Consider the following 19,072-nt stretch of genomic DNA (forward strand, 5'->3'; position numbering starts at 1 on the left):
AGGCGAGCAAGCGGCAATACGACCCGAAGATGGGGGTGGCCGCCCGCTGTGTGGCCTTCGCGCAGGGCGAGGGTCTGATCGTGCGGGCGCTGGCCGGCCACCGGCTCGCCGTGTGCCCGCTCCTGATCATCGCGCCGGCCGAGATCGACGCCCTGTTCGACCGCCTGGGCCGCGCGCTGGACCGCACGCGGGACTGGATCCGGGCGGAGAGGCTGGAGGCGGTGCCGGGGAGAGACGGTCCGCGGTGTCCTGCGGGATTGATGGCGCCGTCAGGTCTGACCGTTAATCCCGGATGCGTTTAAAGGGCCCAGCCCCTTGGCGGGTTCTCAGGGCGGAGTCCTGAGAGCTTGGCCAGGGCTCCGCCCTGGACCCGCGAAAGGTCTCGACCGTTCGAAACCCCGACAGGGTGCTCACCCCACGCTGCGCTGGGCCTCCGGGGGCGTGCTCGCCTGGACGGCCGTCGCGGTCAGGGGCGTGATCCGCAGCGTCGTGATCCGGTTCTTGGCCTTGCGCAGAACCTGGAACCGGAAGCCGTGAAAGTTGAAGGCCGTGCCCTGGTCGGGGATGGTCCGCGCCTCGTGGATCACGAGGCCCGCGATCGTGGTGGCCTCGTCGTCGGGGAGGTTCCAGTCCATCGCCCGGTTGAGGTCGCGGATCGGCACGCCGCCGTCGACGTTGACCGAGCCGTCGCCCTGCAGCCGCACCCCGGTGACCGTCACGTCGTGCTCGTCGGCGATCTCGCCGACGATCTCCTCCAGGATGTCCTCCAGGGTCACGAGCCCCATCACCTCGCCGTACTCGTCGACCACCAGCGCGAAGTGGGTCTTCTTGGTCAGGAACGCCTTGAGCTGGGCGCGCAGCGAGGTCGTGCCCGGCACGAACCACGTCTCCAGCGCCAGCGCCTCGACCTTGAGGCCCGAGGCGTCGCCCCCCGCGGCGTCGAGCGCCCGCAGCAGGTCCTTGGCGTGGAGCACGCCGACGATGTTCTCCGGCGTGCCGCGCCACAGGGGCATCCGCGTGTAGGGCGAGGACAGCACCGCCCGCACGATGTCCTCGGAGGGCTGGTCGGCGTCGATCGCCCGCATCTTGGTGCGGTGGACCATCACGTCGGAGACCGACAGGTCCGAGAGATCGAGGAGGCCGCCCAGCATGTCGCGCTCGGCCTTGGCGACGCCGCCCTCCCGGTGCATCAGCGCCACCTGCCCGCGCAGCTCCTCGGCGGCGGTCAGGATCGACTGGTGCTCGCCGATGGTCACGCCGAAGGGCTTCAGCATCAGCCGCACCAGCTGCTCGATGGCGAGCGCCAGCGGCCCCATGACGGCCACCGCGAAGGCGACCGGGCGGGCGGTGATCAGCGCGGCCTGGTCGGGCTTCGAGATCGCGAGCGTCTTCGGCAGCACCTCGGCGAAGACGATGACCAGCACCGACATGCCCACCGTGGCGTAGATCACGCCGCTCTTGCCGAACAGGGCGGTCAGCACGCTGGTGGTGAAGGCCGAGGCGCCGATTGCCACGATGTTGTAGCCGATCAGCATGGCGCCGATGAAGCGTTCGCGGATCGCCAGGATCCGGTTGACGATCGCCGCGCGCGGGTCGCCCGCCTGCTCCAGGGCGTGCATCCGCGCCCGGGAGGCGGCCGTGAAGGCGGTCTCGGCCCCCGCGAAGAAGGCCGAGAGGAGGAGTGAGATCACCACGATGCTCGCGGCGAACCACAGATCGATATGGGTGTCGTCCATCGGTTCCAAGAAGCACGCTCATGCGGCGAGTCGGCCGCCCATATAGCGGCTTGCGCGGCTTATTGCGCGTCGGTCCGGCGCACCGTCCACGTCGCCCAGTAGACCGGCCGGCCGTAGAGGCTCGACGTGTCGCGGCCCGACGCGGTCGGGGCGAGCCGGTCGAGCCAGGTCAGGAAGCCGGCCTTGTTGGGGTAGATCGACGGCGTGTCGAGGTTGCCCTGCGCATCCGTCATCCAGAAATGGGCGCTCCGGTCGTACCGGCCGCTGCCGTCGCCCCCCGAGCGCAGGCCGAGATAGGTCGGCGAGCGGCCCGCCTCGACCGGGTCGGCGTACAGCTTGAGGGCGCCGATCCCGTCGAGGTTCAGGTCGGCGGTGTATTGCAGGCAGATGTCGGCGACCGGCCCGCCCGGCGCGTTGGCGGGCCGCTGGCAGGTGTAGGATACGGCCCAGCGCTGCATCCCCTTGGCGCGGGCCACCCGCACGAGGCTGCCCGGCGGCAGCGGCCCGGCGAGCTTCTTGGCCACCGACCAGACCTTCGGGCCGGACAGGTCCTGCGCGGTGCGCAGGTAGAGGGCCGTGCGGCGCTTCTCCGGGGCGAGGCCGCAATCCTCGGGGATCACGTCCGTGTAGACATAGTGATAGGTCCGATCGACGATGCTGATCGAGCCGGCCAGTCCGTGCGTCTCGAAGGCGGGCGCCGTGCAGGCGGAGGCCACCGGCTTGCCGGCCTCGTCGATCACCGGCGCGGGATTGGGTGGGTCGCTCCGCCCGCGGCCGGACTTCATGCCCGACTTGGGCTCGAACGGCGTCCAGGCCAGCCCGTAGCCGTCGGCGGCGCGGGTGCGGATCTCGAAGGTCTGGAAGTCCAGGGTCCGGGCCTCGATCTGGACCCGCCGCCGGACATCGGCCGGCCCCGGTCCGGCGGCATCGGCCTCGGCCTGCCTCCCGCGTCGCCGGCGCGGCTGCGCCTCGTCCTGGGCGGCGGCCACGCCCACGCGCTCCTGGCCCAGCAGGAACACGTAGCTGTAGGCCTCGCCGGCCCAGTCGCGGCCGGCGATCGCGATCGGGTCGCGCGGGCCGATCCCCTCGGCGGCGGGTGCCGGCTCGGACCAGCCGCGGGACCGGGCGCGTTCCTCGGGCAGGTCGACCGAGAACCGGTCGGCCGAGGGCGGCAGCGTGGTCACCAGCGCCTCGACGGTCCGGCCCGTGCGCAGGGATCCGCCGTCGCGGCTATCCGTGGCGCGGCGCTCCGGGCAGGGCTCGTCCCGGCGGGACGCGATCGGGGTCTGGCCCTGGAACAGCACCTGGAGCGGGCCGGGCGCCTCGGCGCGGGGCAGTTTCAGGATCTGCACGCCGCGCACGAAGGCGCAGGGCGCGGGCGCGATCAGCACGCCCTCGGCCTCGGAGCCGTCGCGGCAGATCTCCAAGGCCCCGCCGCCGGTGACGTAGCAGCTCGGCGCGCTGCCCTCGAAGCCCGCCGAACGGGCGACCGCGGGATTCGGAGCAAGCAGCGCAGCAGCCGCCAGGGCGCCGAGGACCGGGACCAGCCCGGCTGCAAGCCCGGACCTACAATCCTGAACTCGGAGATCGACGGTATCGGCGGGCGATGGGCGGGCAGTCTTCTGAGAAACCACGTCTATCGCCAGTTTTCATCCGGTCGTCGAGGAAGTCCCGCAGGCTCTATCCTACCGCCATCGGGCCGGGAAGGGGCGCGGACCACGCATGCACCGTTCGCTGCGGATGGGGCGAACCCGGCGCCCGCTCGCCCGTTGTCGCGGCTTGAGGGCCCCGCGGGTCCGATCGTCTCAGCGTCCGGAGAGCAGCGCATGGATATCGCCGTCGACACCATCACCGACATCGTCATGCGGCTGCGGGCCATCGAGGTGAAGGAGGGCAACACCGATCCGGATTCGGGCTCCAACCCGATCGACGACGGGTCCACGGACGTCCTGATCTCCGGCACCGACGATGCGACGGAGGAAGAGGTCCGCGGCATGATTGCCGGGCTCGACGACGATGCCCGCGCGGAGCTGCTGGCCCTCCTCTACATCGGGCGCGGCGACATGGAGCCGGAGGAATGGGGCGAGGCGGTCCGGTTCGCCCGGGAGCGCGAGGCGGCCGGCGACGGCGCCGTGAAGGAGCTGCTGGGCTCGCCCGATGCCGGGGATCTCTTGGAAGAGGGCCTGGATGCGCTGGGGCTGAGCCCCGAGCTTCCCCAGGCCTGATCGGCCGCCCATGACGACCGGCATGACCTCCCGCGTGCGCAGGGGCGCCGGCAAGGCGCTGCGGGTCCTCGTCCGGCCGGTCCGCCGGGCCCAGGGCCACGGCGGCAAGGGCCGCGGCGGGCTCGTGGTCGAGCCCTATCGCGGCTACGGCTCGCGGGAGGCGATCTTCCTGATCGGGCGGGTGTTTCGCCAGTCCCCCGGCATCCCCGGGGAGGACCCGGACTCCCTGCGGGCGCAGTGGCGCGACCTGCGCCGCCGTATCGCCCGGCGGACGGTCGCGGGGGCCTGCGTCTCCGCGAGGTTCGGCGGCGCCGCCGTGCGGGTCGAGACCGATCGGGACGGCTATTTCCGCGTGCACCTTCACCCGCACGAACCCCCCGCGGACCGCGATGCGTGGCATCCGGTCGAGCTGGTCCTCGAGAACGATCCGCCGATCCCGGCGGAAGGCGCGGTGTTCATCCCGCCCGAACATTGCCGCTGCGTCGTGGTCAGCGACATCGACGACACGGTGATGCGCACCGGCGTCGCCAACAAGCTGAAGATGCTCTGGCGGCTGTTCGTGGAAGATGCCGAGAGCCGGGTCGCCTTCCCGGGCGTCGCCGCCCTGTACCGCGCCCTGCACGCGGGCGCGGGCGGCGCGGAGGGCAACCCGATGCTTTATGTCTCCCGCGCGCCCTGGGGCCTCTACGAGATGCTGTCGGAGTTCTTCCAGCGGCACGGCATTCCTGCGGGGCCGGTGCTGTTCCTGCGGGAATGGGGCCTGTCCTGGACGCATCCGCTGCCGCGCCGGGCCACCGACCACAAGCAGGCGCTGATCCGGCACATGCTCGCCCTCTACCGGGACCTGCCCTTCGTGCTGATCGGAGACAGCGGCCAGCACGATCCGGAGGTGTACGCGCAGATCGTAGAGGAGAATCCCGGCCGGGTGCTGGCGGTCTACATCCGCAACGTGTCGCGCGACGCCGCGCGGATCGAGGAGATCGTGCGCCTGGCCGGCGCGGTCGCCCGGGCCGGGTCCAGCCTGGTGCTCGCCGCCGACAGCGTCGCCATGGCGGAGCACGCGGCCGCGATCGGCCTGATCGCCCCCGATTGCGTCGCGCGAGTCGCCGACGAGCATGCCGCTGCCGCCGAGACCGGGCCCCGCCGGGAGACCGCCCGGATCACGCCGGAACCCGCCGGACCCGCCGCGAAGGATCCGATCGCGCCGGAGGTGATCGCCGAGGCGCTGGCGGGCGACGACACCGTGCCGGCGACCCTGGTGGTCGAGCCGGAGGCGCCGGCCACGCTCCCACGCCTCGGTGCCTGAACGCCCGGCCACGAACGTCATCCGGAACGCTGGTCCGGACCGATCCGTCCCATATCCTCCGTCCATGCGCAGCCGGCACTCGCCGAGACGGGTTCGCAGACCGGACTGCCGCAGGAGGAACCGAGATGCGCCTGAGCCTGTCCGCGCTGCTGTTGATCGCCTGCGGCCCCCACATGGCCTTCGGGCAGGCTGCACCCGCCGCGGGGTCTGACCGGCCCTTCGCGCAGCTCGAGGCCGAGATCGGAGCGGCCAATGCCGCGCCGGGTCCGCGGACGGTTCCGGCCAAGGTCGTGCCGGTGCCGGATACGGTGAGCCCGCAATTCCGCACGGCCGTGGCGGCGCCCTACCGCGTGCCGGCCTGGAATGCGAACCCGCCGGATGCCGCGGCCTGGAAGGCGCTGGTGGATAAGCTCGCCGCCGCCGGGGCCGCCACCCTCCCGGCCCTGCGCGAGAAACTCGGCGTCACCAGCCAGGCCGCGGTGATCGGCGGCGTGAAGGCCTTCGTGATCCAGCCCCGGCAGATACCGGAGGCCAACCGCAACCGGTTGCTCCTGCACATCCACGGGGGCGGCTACGTCTACAATCCCGGCGAGTCCGGCACGCTGGAGGCGATCCTGATGGCTGGCCTCGGCGGCTTCAAGGTCATCTCGGTGGATTACCGGATGCCGCCCGACGCCCCCTACCCCGCCGCCATGGACGATGCGACCGCGGTTTGGCGCGCCATGCAGACCATGCAGAAGCCCCAGAACATGGCGGTGTTCGGCACCTCGACCGGGGGCGGCATGACCCTGGCCCTGATGCTCCGCGCGAAGGCCGAGGGGCTGCCGCTGCCGGCCGCCATTGGCCTCGGCACACCCTGGGCCGACATGACCGAGACCGGCGACAGCTACCGGACCAACGAATGGGTCGACAACGTTCTCGTCAGCTATTCCGGCTACCTCACGCCCGCCGCCAAGCTCTACGCCGCCGGCCGCGACCTGAAGGACCCGCAGCTCTCGCCGATCTACGGCGACTTCACCGGCCTCCCCCCCGCGCTCCTGATCACGGGCACCCGGGACCTGTTCCTGTCGAACACCGTGCGCACCCATCGGAAGCTGCGCGCCGCCGGGATCGAGGCGTCCCTTCAGGTGTTCGAGGGCCTGTCCCATGCCCAGTACCTGTTCACGCCGGACGCACCCGAGACCACGGAGGCGTTCGGTGAGATGGCCAAGTTCTTCGACGCCCATCTGGGCCGCTGACAAACGGGATTTGGGCGTCGGCGCGGCGCGGACCTCACGCAATGGTGCATTGCAGCATCGCGATCGGGAGGGTTCACATCCCGGTCGCGATGCCTACGTTCGGTCGCTCGCATGCTGGTCCATGCTCGTGGAATCCGCTGGAGCCCAACCGTGCAAACCTACACCCTCGCCATCGCCGACGGCGTCCTGTTCGCCTGCCTGCCCGACGAGGCCGACATCACGGCCGCGATCACCGACGCGACCGCCACCAATTACGGCTTCGGCCTGAGCCTCGACATCGTCCGCGGTGCGACCCTGACGGATGCGGCGAGTCCGGAGGACGAAGTCGTCTGGCAGGAGGGGCCGGACAGCGAATTGCTGGACGAAAGGGGCCGCCGCTACCGTTACGCCGTCCGTCGCCCCTGCTGAGGGGAGCGCATCGGCCCTGACGCCTGGCCCCCCGGCGGTGGTACGCTCCGACCATGGGGGGAGACACGACCAGCGCAGGGTGGAGGAACGGCCTCGTCCGTTTCCTCGTCCTCTACGGCACGCTTTACGGGGCCTACGGCGTCCTCTCGCCGATCCTGCCGGGCTTTCTGGCGATACGCGGTCTCGATCCCGGTGAGATCGGGATAGTGCTGGCTGCGGCGGGAGCCCTCCGCCTCGTCATCGGTCCGCTGGCCGGATCCTGGGCCGACCGGCGGCAGGCAGCCCGCCCGATCCTGGCGGCGAGCCTCGCCGTGACGGGCCTCGCCGCCCTGGCCCACCTGCCCGGCACCGGCTTCGCGCAGCTGATCGGTCCGGCCCTCCTCTACGCAGCGGGTACGGCCGCCCCGGCGCCGCTCGCCGATGCCCTGGCGCTTGCCGCGGCGCGCGGCGGGGTGGCCTTCCAGTACGGCTGGGTCCGCGGCGCCGGCTCGGCGGCCTTCATCGCCGCGACCGCGGCGGCGGGCTGGCTGATCGCGTCCCTCGGCCTTGCCGCGGCGCTGTGGGCCAGCGGCGCCCTGTTCCTCGCCGCCTCCGCCGCCGCCCTCGCGTTACCGTCCGACCGGGCCGGATCCGCGGCCGCCGAACCGCCCTGGGGCGGGTTCGCCGCGCTCGCGGCGCTCCCGCGCTTCCGTCGCACGGTGCTGGCCGCCGCCCTGGTGATCGGGGCGCACGCCATGCATGACGGGTTCGCCATGATCCTGTGGCGCTCCGCCGGGATCTCGGCCGGGATCGCGGGCCTGCTCTGGTCGGTGTCGGTCTCGGCCGAAGTCCTCGTGTTCCTGCTCGTCGGACCGCCCGTGCTGGGACGGATCGGGCTCCCGGCCGGCATCGCGGTGGCCGCCTGCGCGGGGGTCGCTACGCTGGGCGGTGCTGGGCGCCACCGTCGCGGTGCCCTGGCTCGCCGCCGTCGAGGCGCTGCACGGGTTGAGCTTCGCGCTCCTGCACCTCGCCTGCCTCGGCCTGATCGAGGAGATCGCCCCGCCGAACCTGCGTACCACCGCGCTCGCCCTCTACGGAACCCTCGGCTTGGGCCTGTCCGGGGTGTTCGCGACGCTCGCCTCAGGCTGGCTCTACGGCGCCTTCGGGGCGGAGGCCTTCTGGGCGATGGCAGCCCTGAGCCTCGCCGCGCTGCCCCTGGTGCCGGGCCTGCGGACGCGCTGAAGCTGTGGTACGGACCCGGAACGGAGCCGCCGAAACGCCCTGATGCCGTCTGTCGCCGAGATCCTGATCCCGCTCGCCCTCGACACGCCCTACAGCTATGGGGTGCCGGCCGGGCTGGATCTCGCGACGGGCGACGTGGTCCAGGTGCCGCTGGGTCCGCGCGAGATCGTCGGCGTCGTCTGGGGGCTCGCCGAGACCGCGGGCGGCTCCAACCTGCGGCCGGTGACGGGCCGCCTGCCCTACCCGCCCCTGTCGGAGCCGCTGCGCAGCCTCGTCGACTGGATCGCCCGCTACACGCTGGCGCCGAAGGGGTCGGCGCTCGCCATGGTGCTGCGCCTGCCCGACGAGGCCAACGCCGCCGAGACCATCCGGGTCGCGGTCCGCATCTCCGGCAAGCCGCCGGCCCGGCCGACGCCCGCCCGCACCAAAGTTCTGGACGCCGCCGCCGACGGTGTCCTGCGCGGCAAGAGCGCCCTCGCCAAGGAGGCCGGCGTCTCCCTCTCGGTGGTGGACGGGCTGATCGACGACGGCGCCCTGGAGACCGTGGCGGTCGAGCCCGAGCCGGTCGCCCCGCGGCCCGATCCCGACTGTCCGCGCACGCCGCTCTCCCCCGCTCAAGGGGAGGCCGTCGCCGAACTCCTGGAGGGTTTCCCGTGGCACCGGCCGTCCGGCGACGCCGAACCCGCGGATTTGAGGCCGGTCCTGCTGGAGGGCGTGACCGGCTCGGGCAAGACCGAAGTCTATTTCGAGGCGGTGGCGGCCTGCATCCGGGCGGGGCTCCAGGCGCTGATCCTGATGCCGGAGATCGCCCTGACGGCGCAGTTCCTCGACCGGTTCGCGGCGCGCTTCGGGGTGCGGCCGGCCGCCTGGCATTCGGGGATCGGCGGCAAGCGGCGCGAGCGCCTGCGGGTGGCCGTGGCCGAGGGCGAGGCGCTGGTGGTGGTCGGCGCCCGCTCGGCCCTGTTCCTGCCCTTCGCGCGCCTCGGCCTGATCGTGGTCGATGAGGAGCACGAGACCGCCTACAAGCAGGAGGACGGCGTCCACTACCACGCCCGCGACATGGCGGTGGTGCGCGGGCGCCTCGAAGGCTGCCCGGTGGTGCTGACCTCGGCGACGCCGGCGATCGAGACCCGGGTGAACGCCGCCCGCGGGCGCTACCGGCACGTGCTCCTGCCCGAGCGTTTCGGCGGCCGGCGGATGCCCGACATCGCGGCGATCGACATGCGCCGGGACCAGCCCGAGCGCGGGCGCTTCCTCAGCCCGCCGCTGGTCAATGCGGTCAAGCACACGCTGGAGCGCGGCGAGCAGGCGCTGCTGTTCCTCAACCGGCGGGGCTACGCGCCGCTGACCCTGTGCCGGGCCTGCGGCCACCGCTACCAGTGCAAGAACTGCTCGACCTGGCTGGTGGAGCACCGCTTCCGCCGGGCGCTGGTCTGCCACCAGTGCGGCTACGCCGAGCGGCGGCCGGAGGCCTGCACCGAGTGCGGCACCTTCGACAACCTCACCGCCTGCGGCCCCGGCGTCGAGCGGATCGCCGAGGAGGCGGCCGAGGTGTTTCCGGGCCGGCGCATCGTCGTTCTATCGAGCGATTTCCCCGGTGGGGCCGAGCGCCTGCGGCAGGAGCTCGAGGCGGTGGCGGCCGGGGAGTGCGACGTCGTGATCGGCACGCAGCTCGTGGCCAAGGGCCATAACTTCCCGTTCCTGACGCTGGTCGGCGTGCTCGACGCCGATATCGGCCTGACCTCGGGCGACCCCCGGGCCGCGGAGCGTACCTTCCAGCTTCTCCAGCAGGTCACCGGCCGGGCGGGACGCGGCGAGAAGGCCGGCCGCGCCCTGGTCCAGACCTATCAGCCGGACCATCCCGTGATCGCGGCGCTGCTGTCGGGGGATGCCGAGCGGTTCTACGCAGAGGAAATCCAGGCCCGCGAGGCGGCGGGCCTGCCGCCCTTTGGCCGGCTCGCGGCGCTGATCGTCTCGGCGAGCGACCGCGCGGTCGCGGAGGCGCACGGGCAGGCCCTCGCCCGCGCCGCCGATCCGCCCAACGGCGTGATGGTGCTGGGCCCCGCCGAGGCGCCGCTCGCCCTCATACGGGGGCGCTACCGGTTCCGGCTGCTGGTGAAGACCGAGCGCAACGTCGATCTCCAGGGCTACCTGCGGGCCTGGCTCGCCCGGGGTCCGAAGGTGCGCGGCAACGTCCGGGTCGCGATCGATGTCGACCCGCAGAGCTTTTTGTAGGAGACTCGTCTACACGGGCCGCGGACCCTTCGCCGGAGACCGGCGGCGGGACGCGGGCGATTCCCGGAGGAGCGATCAGTGCTGACCTACACCAAGACGCCGGATTCCAACGTCGCCGAGATCGTGGTCGACGGGAAGATCACCGACGAGGAGATGAACGCGGCGATGACCGCCATGAAGGCCGACCTCGACAAGGGCGGCAAGATCAAGCTGCTCGAGGATATCCGCGCCTTCGAGGGCATGGAGCCGGCGGCCTTCTTCAAGGATCCGCGCTTCGGCATCTCGATGATGAAGAGCATCAGCCACGTCGCCCTGGTCACGGACGCGCCCTGGCTGAAGGCGCTCGCCGAGACCTTCAACTTCGTCTCGCCGACCCAGATCAAGGTGTTCGAGCGCGCCCGCCTCGAGGACGCGCGCAACTGGCTCGCCGCGGCGGCCTGAGCGGGCTTACTCGGCCTGCGCGGTGCGGGTATCGCTGCGCCGCGCGGTCCAGCGGCCGGAGCAGAGCGACGATACCTTCCAGGTGCCGGCGCCGGTCCCGGCCTGGAGCCGGCCCGTCCCCGTGCCGGTGGCCGCACCGTTGCTGACGTTGAGCCCCACGAGGCCGTCGGGCCCGACATGGCCGTTCACTCGGACGCCGGCGCCTCCGGAGACGAGCTGCACCTGCCCCTCCCGGATGGCCAGGGCGTAGCTGTAGCGGGCGTTGCACAGGCCGCTCTCGGTCACCAGCTCCACAGACCACGTCCCGTTATGCGTGCCGGGTTCCGTGGATGCGGCGGCACAGATCGGCAGGGCGAGGCCGGCGGCGAGGGCCGCGAAGGCGACGGACTTCATCATGTGGAATCGTCTTTCAGCGGTTCGGGTGCCGCGCCGGGCGACACACGGAGCAGAATCGTCGATCGATGATGACTCCACGCTGAACGCGTGACGCGGCAAGTGTATGGCCGGCAGCTATGGCCGGCGAGATCAATTCTGATAGCCTCTTTCCGCTGGATCGTCGACCCGGGAACCTCGTATGCTTGGCCGTACGTGTCCGGACGGCGAGGCTTTGTTTCCGCTCAGGACTCGAAGAATTTCGGATTGGGGCCGCGCTGGCGCCGCGCATCCCCCTTCCCCGCAGAAGGGGGCGGGAGAGATGCGGTGAGCAACCCGTCGCAGGCGCGCCCTCAATCGACCAGCGGCCGCGCCTCTTCGGGCAGCATGATCGGGATGCCGTCGCGGATCGGGTAGGCGAGCTTGGCGGACCGGCTGATCAGCTCCTGGCGGGCGGCGTCGTAGTCCAGCGTGCCCTTGGTGAGCGGGCAGACCAGGATCTCCAGAAGCTTCGGATCCACCCGGGTCGCCTCGACGGGGGCCGTCAACTCGTTGCTCATCGCGCTCGAAACCTATTGCATCGTCGATTCGGGGCCAGCGCCGCGAACCAACTCCATCTGTGTGACGGCGATCAGGATTTCCGCCCGGGTCTTCAGGTCGGGGGCCTCCAACATCGCCTGCTTCTCGCGGACGCCGAACGGGCTCATCATGCACAGGGCGTTGACCAGCGCCTCGTCGGGCGCCTCGTCGATCCCCGCCCAATCCACCTTGAGGTCGTTCGACTCCACGAAGTCGCGCAACGCCTTCAGCACGCCCGCGCGGTCGACATGCTCCTCGCCCGCCCGCGGCGCGAAGTCCACCGCGAAGCCGTCGTAGGAGACGTGGCAGCGCCGGTAGAGGCTGGCGGAGGCCAGTTCGCTCTCGACCCGGAAGCGGCTGATCCCGGTGAGCGAGATGAGGTAGCGGCCGTCGCCGGCCTCGGCATACTGGGTAATCCGGCCGGCGCAGCCGACACGGTAGAGCTTGGGGTTCATGCCCCCCGCGCTCTCCGGATCGGGCTGGATCATTCCGATGATCCGGTCGGTGCGCATCGCATCATCGACCATCGCCAGGTAGCGCGGCTCGAAGATGTTGAGCGGCATCTGCCCCCGCGGCAGCAGCAGCGCGCCCGACAGGGGAAAGACCGGGATCACCGCGGGGCAATCCGCCGGGCCCTTGTAGCTCGCATGGGTGCTCATGGCGCCTCCCAAAGGGACGGACGGGTGGGCCGGAGCGCGAGCCGGCGCCTCACGAGAAGAGCAGCGTCGAGAGCTTGCGTCGCCCGCGGATCGTTTCGGGATCCATCACGCCCCAGGCCTCGAAGAATTGCAGGAGCTGCTTGCGCGCCCCGTCGTCGTTCCAGTCCTTATCGCGCTTGCGCAGCTCGATCAGGTGATCGACCGCCTGCCCGCGCTCGCCCCGGGCGGCCAGACCCAGGGCGAGGTCGAACCGGGCCTGATGGGCGTCCGGATCGGCCTCCACCGCCCTCTGCAGGCCTGCGAGATCGCCGAGCGAGGCGGCCTGCTCGGCGAGGTCCAGGGCGGCGCGGATGCCGGCGAGCGCCGGGTCGTTGGCTTTCGCCTCCGGCACCATCGCCAGCACCCGCTTGGCGTTCTCGATCTCCCCGGCATCGAGTTGCATCTTGGCGAGGCCCGCCAGCGCCGGGACGTTGTCGGGCTGCTGCTCCAGCACCGCCGCGTAGATCTCGGAGGCGCCCGCGAGGTCGCCCTCCTCGATCAGGGCGGCGGCATCCGCGAGCGCGGCCTCGACCGGATCCTGAACCGGCCCGGCGACGCGCCCGATCAATTCCTTGATCTGGCTCTCCGGCACCGCACCCATGAAGCCGTCGACCGGCTGGCCCTTCTGGAAGACGATCACGGCCGGAATCGACTGGATGCCGAGCTGGCCCGCGATCGAGGGATGCTCGTCGATGTTCATCTTCACCAGGGCGACGGCGCCCGCGGCCTCCGTGACGACCTTCTCCAGCACCGGCGTGAGCTGCTTGCAGGGCCCGCACCAGGGCGCCCAGAAATCGACCAGGACCGGCCGATGCATCGACTCGGCGAGCACGTCCTGACGGAAACTCGCGGTGGTCGTGTCCTTGATCAGGGAGCCGGTATCGACGGCCGGGGGGGCGCCTCCGGCGAGGCTGTCATTGAGCATCGGTCTGGCTTTGGAACCTTTTTGCTGGAGGCTGTTAAATGGGGCTTCCGAGGCCGTCTGACCAGTCCGGATCCGCGTCCGCCCTCAGCGAGCCGGTGCGGCGGCCGGCGCTCCCGCGGCGGCTTTGGCGGCCGTCACGAAGGTCCCCGCGAAGGGGCGTCCGTCCGCCGCGCTCGCCTCGCAGGAGATCGCCGTGCGCCCCGGTTCCGGTGTGGAAAAGCGGCAGGCACCGATCGCCAGCGTCGGGGCCGCGTCCTTGCCGATGGTCACGACGTTGATCGGCTGCAGCGGGTCGGTCTCCTCCGTGGCCTCCTGCTGGGCCCCGTTGCCGCTGAAGCTGAGCGTCTGGCCGTCCGCGGTGGTGAAGTCGAAGCTGGTGCGGTTGCGGCTCACCGCGTTGGTCAGGACGTCGCTGCAGGTGGCGCTCAGATCCTGCGTGCCGATCACGAGCTTCTCGCAGGTCCCCTCCAGGCGCAGGGCCGCCTGGGCGTGCGCGGAGGCGGGCAGGCTGACGAGGGCGCAGAACAGCGCAAGGCGCAGACGATTCGTCATGGCGTGTCGGGCATCCTCCGGTTGAAGGCCGAACTAGAGCGCTCCCTGCCGAAGGGGATACCGGTTCGGCTCAAGCCAGCGCGTCAAATCGCGGATCCGGCGCCATGCTCCCCTCGTCCGAGGCGGCCGCATCGCCGCGGGCCCTGGGGTTGTCGAAGGACGCGATGGGTGCCGCAGCGCGCTACGCCGCGAATCGCAGGGCCCGGTCGTTGGGCGCGGAAAAATCGAGTTCCGGCCCGAGCGGCACGATCCCGGTGGGATTGATGGTCGGGTGGCTCTCGTAATAGTGCCGCTTGATGTGCGTGAGGTTCACGGTCGGCGCGACGCCGGGGAGCGCGTAGAGGTCGCGCAGGTAGTTCGACAGGTTCGGGTAGTCCGCGATCCGGCGCCTGTTGCACTTGAAGTGGCCGACATAGACCGCATCGAACCGTATGAGCGTGGTGAACAGACGGACATCCGCCTCGGTCAGCCTTGCGCCGCAGAGGTAGCGGCCGCGGTCGAGGCGTGCCTCCAGGGTATCGAGTTCCGCGAACAGGGCCTCGAAGGCTTCGGCGTAGGCCGCCTGCGCGGTCGCGAAACCCGCCTTGTAGACGCCGTTGTTCACCCGGTCGTAGATGCGCGCGTTCAGCGCGTCGATGTCGTCACGCAGATCCGCGGGATAGAGGTCGGGACCGGTACCCCCGAAGGCACCGTTCAGCATCCTAAGGATCTCGGCGGATTCGTTCGACACGATCGTGGCGCGCTGCCGGTCCCAAAGCACCGGCACCGTCACGCGGCCGGTATAGGTCGGCTCCGCCGCCAGATAGACCTCGTATAGGCGCCGGGCGCCGTGGATCAGGTCCGGCGTCGCGCCCGGCGTGTCGCCGAACACCCAGCCCTCCGCGCCCATATGAGGATCGACCACCGAGACGCCGATCGCCGCCTCCAGCCCCTTCAGGGCGCGGCCGATCAGGGTCCGGTGGGCCCAGGGACAGGCCAGCGAGACGTAGAGGTGGTAGCGGCCCGGCTCGGCCGGAAAGCCGCCCGCCCCCGATGGCCCCGGTGCTCCATCCGCGGTCACCCAGTCGCGGAAGCGCGAGGCCTTCCGCTCAAAGCGGCCGCCCGTGGCGGCGGTGTCGTACCACTGGTCGCGCCAGACGCCGTCTACCAGGAGGCCCATCGTCGTATCCCGTCGCCGCACCCGTCCCGGGCGATCCTACGCCCAGATGGGTCTCGCGGCGCGCGCGGGAAGACATCGGATGCGCATCGCCCGGCGCGCTGCGGGTTCCCGTCGGCCTGCGATGTCGGCGCAAGGCAGGCTTGCGCCTGCGCTTCTGTTGCAGTGCAGCAAAATCCGGCATCTGTCCCTGCAGCCGGTCGTGGCCCGACCGGCCGTTCGCGACGTGTATGGAGGAAGAGTGATGTCGTTCGCGCTGGTGCCCGTCGCCGAGGCGGCCCTGTTCACGTTCGGATGCCTGCTGATCCACACGCTGAGACGCCACGCCGACGTGGTCACGGCGACGCTGGCCTGCCTCGCCACCCTCCTCGTCCTCATGATCGGCATCGCCTGCGCGCCGGAATCCTTCGCCAAGTACCAAGCAGCCGGCATCAACGATTTCACCCACCTGGACACGGCGATCTACTGATCGGCGGCCGGCCGCGGCGTCAGGCCTCCCCGCCGGATCTGCGCGAGCCGTCCGCCCGTCCCGCGCTGGCCTGCGACCGTCACGTCGAAATCGTCTTTCGGCAGGCGTGCCAGGAACCGCTCGGCCACCTCGAACAGCAGAATGTCCGGGCGCACGCGCTCGATGTAGGGCCAATCGAGGCCCGACGACCAGACGAAGTGAACCTCGCTGAAGCTTTCCGCGAGGAGCCCGGTCAGCATGAACGGGTCGAAATGCGCACAGGAATCGCCGAACAGGACGAGGCGGCGCGGATCGGCCGTCGGCGAGTCGTTCCGGTAGACGACGTGGGCGCCGACATGCACCTCCCGGTCGCGCCCCTCCGCCTCGTAGGCGGCGAGCAGCGGGCCGGTCTCGACCCGGCGTGAATCGCGCTGCAGCATGAACCGCTCGATGCGCTCGCGCGGCCGCTCGCGGAGCTTCTCGCCGAGATCCATGAGCTCGTCCGACTCCACCCGCGGGCGCGCCCCGATATCGGCGGGGGGAATGGTGCCGAGCACGCGCATGATCTCGCGATAGGCCAGCAGACAGCCATGGACGGTCCAGTGGGTGTCGGTGCGCAGGTAGAGCGGCACCGGCCCGTTCCGGGCGGCCCGAAGGGGAGCGAGGAGATCGAGATAGGCGGGGTGGCGCGCGAGGCGTCTGGCGAGGCGCCGGGTCGAGGCCCGGGTGGGGGCGTAGCGCAGGCCGTCGGTCCGGTCGTCGTAGACCGACAGCTTCTCCGGCACGACCACGTGGAGGCAGCGGATGCCGAGGCGCTCCGCGCGCCGGGCGCGGGCCCGGATCAGCCGCGCCCAGCTCCGCAGCAGCAGCCAGTGCCGCAGGCCGCCGCGATAGCGGTCGAGGACGCGGTTCGTGCCCCCGGTGAGAAACAACCAGCCGTCGCGGCCGACATGAACGCTCTCCCTGCCTGCAGACATGGCGGTGCTTTAGCCGCACCGGGACCGGCCGACTAGGCCGGACCCGTCCCGGGCAGTGGTGCGTTCGACCGGTATGCCGCCCGCCCCCGCCCTGGCCCTAGACCATCCTGTCGAAGCGCCGGTCGCAACGCCACGCCCGTCCCGCCTGTGGCGCCCGCGCCGGGTGCTGGTGACACCGGCGGCGCTGGAGCACGCCCATGGCCGGGCGATGCTGGCGCGCGCCGAGGCGCTGGGCTTGGCCGTCGAGCGCCTGACGGCCAACCGCCTGCCGAGCCCGCGCGAGCCGGACCCGCGCCGCGCCTACGTGGCCGCCAAGGCGACCCTCGCCCTCACGGTCGCGCCGCCGACGAAGCTGCGGCTCCAGCCGATCCCGCCCTCGGCCGACTGGCGCTTCGACCTCGCCGAGGGCTGCCCGGCCCATTGCCAGTACTGCTACCTCGCGGGTTCGCTCCAGGGGCCGCCGGTGACCCGCGCCTACGCCAATCTCGACGCGATCCTGGGCAATCTGGAAGCCTATGCCGGGCACGGCGCGGTGACCTCGGCCTCGGCCGAGCGGGCGCAGGAGGGCACCACCTTCGAGGCCTCCTGCTACACCGATCCGCTCGGCATCGAGCACCTCACCGGCTCGCTCTCGGCGGCGATCCGGCATTTCGGGGCCTGGGACGCGCCGGTGCAGCTGCGCTTCACCACGAAGTTCGCCGCCGTCGCGCCGCTCCTCGATCTGCCGCACAACCGGCGCACGCGTATCCGGTTCTCGGTCAACGCCCGTCCGGCGGCCCGCTACGAGGGCGGCACCGACACCCTCGACGCGCGGCTCTGGGCGCTGGGCCAGATGGCGCGGGCGGGGTACCCGGTGGGGCTGACGATCGCGCCGATCCTGCCGGTGCCGGATTGGGAGGCGGCCTATACCGGGCTGATCCGCGACGCCGCCGATGCGCTGGCCGGTGTGCCGGACCTCGACCTCACCGCGGAACTCATCACCCACCGCTTCACCCCCGGCTCGAAGGCGGTGCTGCGCGGCTGGTATCCGGGCTCGGACCTGCCCCTCGACGAGGCCGAGCGCGTGGAAAAGCGCACCAAGTTCGGCACGGTGAAGCACGTCTTCCCGAAGCCGCTGATGCAGGCGATGCGCGGCCATCTGACCGCCTGCCTCGCCCGCGACCTACCGGCGGCGCGGGTGCTGTACTGGACCTGAGGGCCGCCGGCGCCATCTCGGCCCGATGCAAGACGCTGCCCCCCTGATCCTGACTCTGGCCTTCGACGAGCCGACCTTCGCGCGCTTCGACGGCGAGCGGCGCCGGTTCTTTCCCGAAGCGCTGAACTTGATCCCGGCCCACGCCACGCTGTTCCACCACCTGCCCGGGGACCGGGAGCGCGGCGTCATAGAGGCCATCACGGCACTCGCCCGGGCGCTCCCGCCCCCGGAGGTCGCCGTAACGGGCGTCCGCTTCACCGGCCGCGGCGTCGCCTACGCCCTCGAGTCCGAGGCCCTGGCGGGCTTCCGCAGCCGCCTCGCGAAGGAATTCGGGCCGCATCTCACCGCGCAGGACCGGCAGGGTTGGCGCCCGCACGTGACGGTGCAGAACAAGGTCGACCCCGGTACGGCGCGGGCGCTCCACGCCGATCTTCAGGCCGGCTTCGCACCGTTCCGCTTCACGGCTCCGGCGACGCTGCTCTGGCGCTATCTCAGGGGGCCGTGGGAGGCTGTGGCCCGCCTGCCCTTCGGTGAGAACGCCTGATGGCGCCCGCCCCGCGCCCGGTAATCACGCCGTGAGGGCGCCCGGCAGCCTGCGGCACAACCGCCTGATCGAGCCCGCCACGGCAGTCTGGCTGCGGCTGCGCCTCAACGAGGTCGGGCCCCTCGTGGCGCTCCTCGGCCTCAGCATCCTGGGCTACGGCTTCTTCTACCTCGCCCACGAGGTCGGCGAGGGCTCGACCGCCGCCCTCGACCGCCGGATCCTGCTCGCCTTGCGCAACCCGGCCGACCTCGCCGACCCGATCGGGCCGCCCTGGCTCGAGGAGACGATGCGCGACATCACCGGCCTCGGCAGCGTCTTCACGGTCCTGTTCCTGACCTGCGCGGTGGCGGCCTATCTGGCGGCCGCGGGCCGGCAGCGGATCGGCCTCTACGTGCTCGCCGCGGTGGGGAGCGGCGAACTGGTCTCCACGGTGCTGAAGCTGTTCTACCAGCGGCCGCGGCCGGACCTCGTCCCGCACGGCATGGAGGTGTTCACCGCGAGCTTTCCCAGCGGCCACGCCACCATGTCGGCCATCGCCTACCTGACGCTGGCGACCCTGGTGGCGCGGGTGGAGCGGCACCGCCGCGCGAAGGCCCTGGTGATCGGGCTCGGCGTGAGCCTGACGCTGCTCGTCGGGATCAGCCGGATCTATCTTGGCGTCCACTGGCCGAGCGACGTGCTGGCCGGCTGGTGCATCGGTGCCGCCTGGGCCTGCCTGTGCTGGTTCGTCGCCCTTCAATTGCAGCGCCGCGGCGAGGTCGAGGCCCCCGACCCGCCGCCCCCGGCGTGACGATGCGTCGGCGCGGAGCCGGAAAC

At 71.6% G+C, this 19,072-nt stretch carries 19 protein-coding genes and 2 pseudogenes; 12 read left to right on the plus strand and 9 right to left on the minus strand.

From position 1 onward, the window contains the following. Positions 1-302: pseudogene (locus tag MKK75_RS19715) on the plus strand (hypothetical protein); the annotation flags it as partial. A gap of 108 nt (positions 303-410) precedes the next feature. Here the strand turns inward: MKK75_RS19715 and MKK75_RS19720 are convergent. Further along, positions 411-1,736 carry an HlyC/CorC family transporter gene (locus tag MKK75_RS19720; protein WP_244044216.1) on the minus strand — a complete coding sequence of 442 codons (1,326 nt, stop codon included), beginning with the start codon at positions 1,734-1,736 and terminating at the stop codon, positions 411-413. A gap of 59 nt (positions 1,737-1,795) precedes the next feature. Further along, positions 1,796-3,370: a hypothetical protein gene (locus MKK75_RS19725; protein WP_244044217.1), complete on the minus strand. Its 1,575-nt coding sequence runs from the start codon at positions 3,368-3,370 to the stop codon at positions 1,796-1,798. Between the two features lie 192 nt (positions 3,371-3,562). On the opposite strand from MKK75_RS19725, the gene MKK75_RS19730 reads away from it, so the two are divergent. The 7 genes and pseudogenes from MKK75_RS19730 (at position 3,563) to MKK75_RS19760 (ending at position 10,810) form a co-directional block, all read left to right on the plus strand. Beyond that, positions 3,563-3,961, plus strand: coding sequence for a DUF3775 domain-containing protein (locus tag MKK75_RS19730; protein ID WP_244044218.1), 399 nt, complete (start codon positions 3,563-3,565; stop codon positions 3,959-3,961). Positions 3,962-3,983: 22 nt separating this feature from the next. Beyond that, entirely contained in the window at positions 3,984-5,267 is a 1,284-nt protein-coding gene (locus MKK75_RS19735) for an App1 family protein (RefSeq protein WP_244044265.1), read from the plus strand. 125 nt (positions 5,268-5,392) lie between these two features. Then, on the plus strand, positions 5,393-6,505 hold the full coding sequence (locus MKK75_RS19740) for an alpha/beta hydrolase (protein WP_244044219.1): 1,113 nt from the start codon (positions 5,393-5,395) through the stop codon (positions 6,503-6,505). 150 nt (positions 6,506-6,655) lie between these two features. Continuing rightward, the gene (locus tag MKK75_RS19745) at positions 6,656-6,913 is read left to right on the plus strand and encodes a hypothetical protein (RefSeq protein ID WP_244044220.1); all 258 of its coding nucleotides are present in this window, start codon (positions 6,656-6,658) and stop codon (positions 6,911-6,913) included. A 53-nt stretch (positions 6,914-6,966) separates the two neighbouring features. Next, positions 6,967-8,134, plus strand: a pseudogene (locus MKK75_RS19750) (MFS transporter). A 42-nt stretch (positions 8,135-8,176) separates the two neighbouring features. Beyond that, positions 8,177-10,369 (plus strand): primosomal protein N', encoded by a 2,193-nt coding sequence (locus MKK75_RS19755; protein ID WP_244044221.1) that lies wholly within the window; start codon positions 8,177-8,179, stop codon positions 10,367-10,369. A 78-nt stretch (positions 10,370-10,447) separates the two neighbouring features. Then, on the plus strand, positions 10,448-10,810 hold the full coding sequence (locus tag MKK75_RS19760) for an STAS/SEC14 domain-containing protein (protein ID WP_091719129.1): 363 nt from the start codon (positions 10,448-10,450) through the stop codon (positions 10,808-10,810). Positions 10,811-10,816: 6 nt separating this feature from the next. Here the strand turns inward: MKK75_RS19760 and MKK75_RS19765 are convergent, their stop codons facing one another. The 6 genes from MKK75_RS19765 to MKK75_RS19790 form a co-directional block, all read right to left on the minus strand. Then, complete coding sequence (locus MKK75_RS19765) at positions 10,817-11,206, minus strand: hypothetical protein (RefSeq protein ID WP_244044222.1); 390 nt, start codon at positions 11,204-11,206, stop codon at positions 10,817-10,819. A 329-nt stretch (positions 11,207-11,535) separates the two neighbouring features. Continuing rightward, entirely contained in the window at positions 11,536-11,742 is a 207-nt protein-coding gene (locus MKK75_RS19770) for a Trm112 family protein (RefSeq protein ID WP_244044223.1), read from the minus strand. A gap of 12 nt (positions 11,743-11,754) precedes the next feature. Next, entirely contained in the window at positions 11,755-12,420 is a 666-nt protein-coding gene (locus MKK75_RS19775; RefSeq protein ID WP_244044224.1) for an LON peptidase substrate-binding domain-containing protein, read from the minus strand. 49 nt (positions 12,421-12,469) lie between these two features. Then, positions 12,470-13,384: a thioredoxin gene (gene trxA / locus MKK75_RS19780; RefSeq protein ID WP_244044225.1), complete on the minus strand. Its 915-nt coding sequence runs from the start codon at positions 13,382-13,384 to the stop codon at positions 12,470-12,472. Between the two features lie 84 nt (positions 13,385-13,468). Next, positions 13,469-13,936, minus strand: coding sequence for a hypothetical protein (locus MKK75_RS19785; protein ID WP_244044226.1), 468 nt, complete (start codon positions 13,934-13,936; stop codon positions 13,469-13,471). A gap of 181 nt (positions 13,937-14,117) precedes the next feature. Beyond that, positions 14,118-15,095: a glutathione S-transferase family protein gene (locus tag MKK75_RS19790; protein WP_244044227.1), complete on the minus strand. Its 978-nt coding sequence runs from the start codon at positions 15,093-15,095 to the stop codon at positions 14,118-14,120. A 241-nt stretch (positions 15,096-15,336) separates the two neighbouring features. Here MKK75_RS19790 and MKK75_RS19795 point away from each other — a divergent pair, with 241 nt between their 5' ends. Then, on the plus strand, positions 15,337-15,561 hold the full coding sequence (locus tag MKK75_RS19795) for a hypothetical protein (protein WP_244044228.1): 225 nt from the start codon (positions 15,337-15,339) through the stop codon (positions 15,559-15,561). On the opposite strand, the gene MKK75_RS19800 is transcribed toward MKK75_RS19795, so the two are convergent. After that, positions 15,555-16,517: an alginate O-acetyltransferase AlgX-related protein gene (locus MKK75_RS19800; RefSeq protein WP_244044229.1), complete on the minus strand. Its 963-nt coding sequence runs from the start codon at positions 16,515-16,517 to the stop codon at positions 15,555-15,557. The genes MKK75_RS19795 and MKK75_RS19800 overlap by 7 nt on opposite strands. A 73-nt stretch (positions 16,518-16,590) precedes the next feature. On the opposite strand from MKK75_RS19800, the gene MKK75_RS19805 reads away from it, so the two are divergent. Genes MKK75_RS19805 through MKK75_RS19815 form a run of 3 tightly spaced genes read left to right on the plus strand, consistent with a single transcriptional unit; the run spans position 16,591 to position 19,046 of the window. Further along, positions 16,591-17,712 carry an SPL family radical SAM protein gene (locus tag MKK75_RS19805; protein ID WP_244044230.1) on the plus strand — a complete coding sequence of 374 codons (1,122 nt, stop codon included), beginning with the start codon at positions 16,591-16,593 and terminating at the stop codon, positions 17,710-17,712. A 25-nt stretch (positions 17,713-17,737) separates the two neighbouring features. Then, entirely contained in the window at positions 17,738-18,256 is a 519-nt protein-coding gene (locus tag MKK75_RS19810) for a 2'-5' RNA ligase family protein (protein ID WP_244044231.1), read from the plus strand. Between the two features lie 31 nt (positions 18,257-18,287). Next, positions 18,288-19,046 (plus strand): phosphatase PAP2 family protein, encoded by a 759-nt coding sequence (locus tag MKK75_RS19815; RefSeq protein WP_244044232.1) that lies wholly within the window; start codon positions 18,288-18,290, stop codon positions 19,044-19,046. Positions 19,047-19,072: the final 26 nt, after the last annotated feature.

It is taken from the genome of Methylobacterium sp. J-030, assembly GCF_022829545.1.
Classification (GTDB): Bacteria; Pseudomonadota; Alphaproteobacteria; order Rhizobiales; family Beijerinckiaceae; genus Methylobacterium.

Excerpts from the sequence above, each read along its gene's own strand:
- MKK75_RS19720 (WP_244044216.1), bottom strand. The coding sequence starts at position 1,736 with ATGGACGACACCCATATCGATCTGTGGTTCGCCGCGAGCATCGTGGTG.
- MKK75_RS19795 (WP_244044228.1), top strand. The coding sequence starts at position 15,337 with ATGTCGTTCGCGCTGGTGCCCGTCGCCGAGGCGGCCCTGTTCACGTTC.
- MKK75_RS19755 (WP_244044221.1), top strand. The coding sequence starts at position 8,177 with ATGCCGTCTGTCGCCGAGATCCTGATCCCGCTCGCCCTCGACACGCCC.
- MKK75_RS19785 (WP_244044226.1), bottom strand. The coding sequence starts at position 13,936 with ATGACGAATCGTCTGCGCCTTGCGCTGTTCTGCGCCCTCGTCAGCCTG.
- MKK75_RS19770 (WP_244044223.1), bottom strand. The coding sequence starts at position 11,742 with ATGAGCAACGAGTTGACGGCCCCCGTCGAGGCGACCCGGGTGGATCCG.
- MKK75_RS19775 (WP_244044224.1), bottom strand. The coding sequence starts at position 12,420 with ATGAGCACCCATGCGAGCTACAAGGGCCCGGCGGATTGCCCCGCGGTG.
- MKK75_RS19735 (WP_244044265.1), top strand. The coding sequence starts at position 3,984 with ATGACCTCCCGCGTGCGCAGGGGCGCCGGCAAGGCGCTGCGGGTCCTC.
- MKK75_RS19805 (WP_244044230.1), top strand. The coding sequence starts at position 16,591 with ATGCCGCCCGCCCCCGCCCTGGCCCTAGACCATCCTGTCGAAGCGCCG.
- MKK75_RS19730 (WP_244044218.1), top strand. The coding sequence starts at position 3,563 with ATGGATATCGCCGTCGACACCATCACCGACATCGTCATGCGGCTGCGG.
- MKK75_RS19800 (WP_244044229.1), bottom strand. The coding sequence starts at position 16,517 with ATGTCTGCAGGCAGGGAGAGCGTTCATGTCGGCCGCGACGGCTGGTTG.
- MKK75_RS19740 (WP_244044219.1), top strand. The coding sequence starts at position 5,393 with ATGCGCCTGAGCCTGTCCGCGCTGCTGTTGATCGCCTGCGGCCCCCAC.
- MKK75_RS19810 (WP_244044231.1), top strand. The coding sequence starts at position 17,738 with ATGCAAGACGCTGCCCCCCTGATCCTGACTCTGGCCTTCGACGAGCCG.
- MKK75_RS19790 (WP_244044227.1), bottom strand. The coding sequence starts at position 15,095 with ATGGGCCTCCTGGTAGACGGCGTCTGGCGCGACCAGTGGTACGACACC.
- MKK75_RS19765 (WP_244044222.1), bottom strand. The coding sequence starts at position 11,206 with ATGATGAAGTCCGTCGCCTTCGCGGCCCTCGCCGCCGGCCTCGCCCTG.
- trxA (WP_244044225.1), bottom strand. The coding sequence starts at position 13,384 with ATGCTCAATGACAGCCTCGCCGGAGGCGCCCCCCCGGCCGTCGATACC.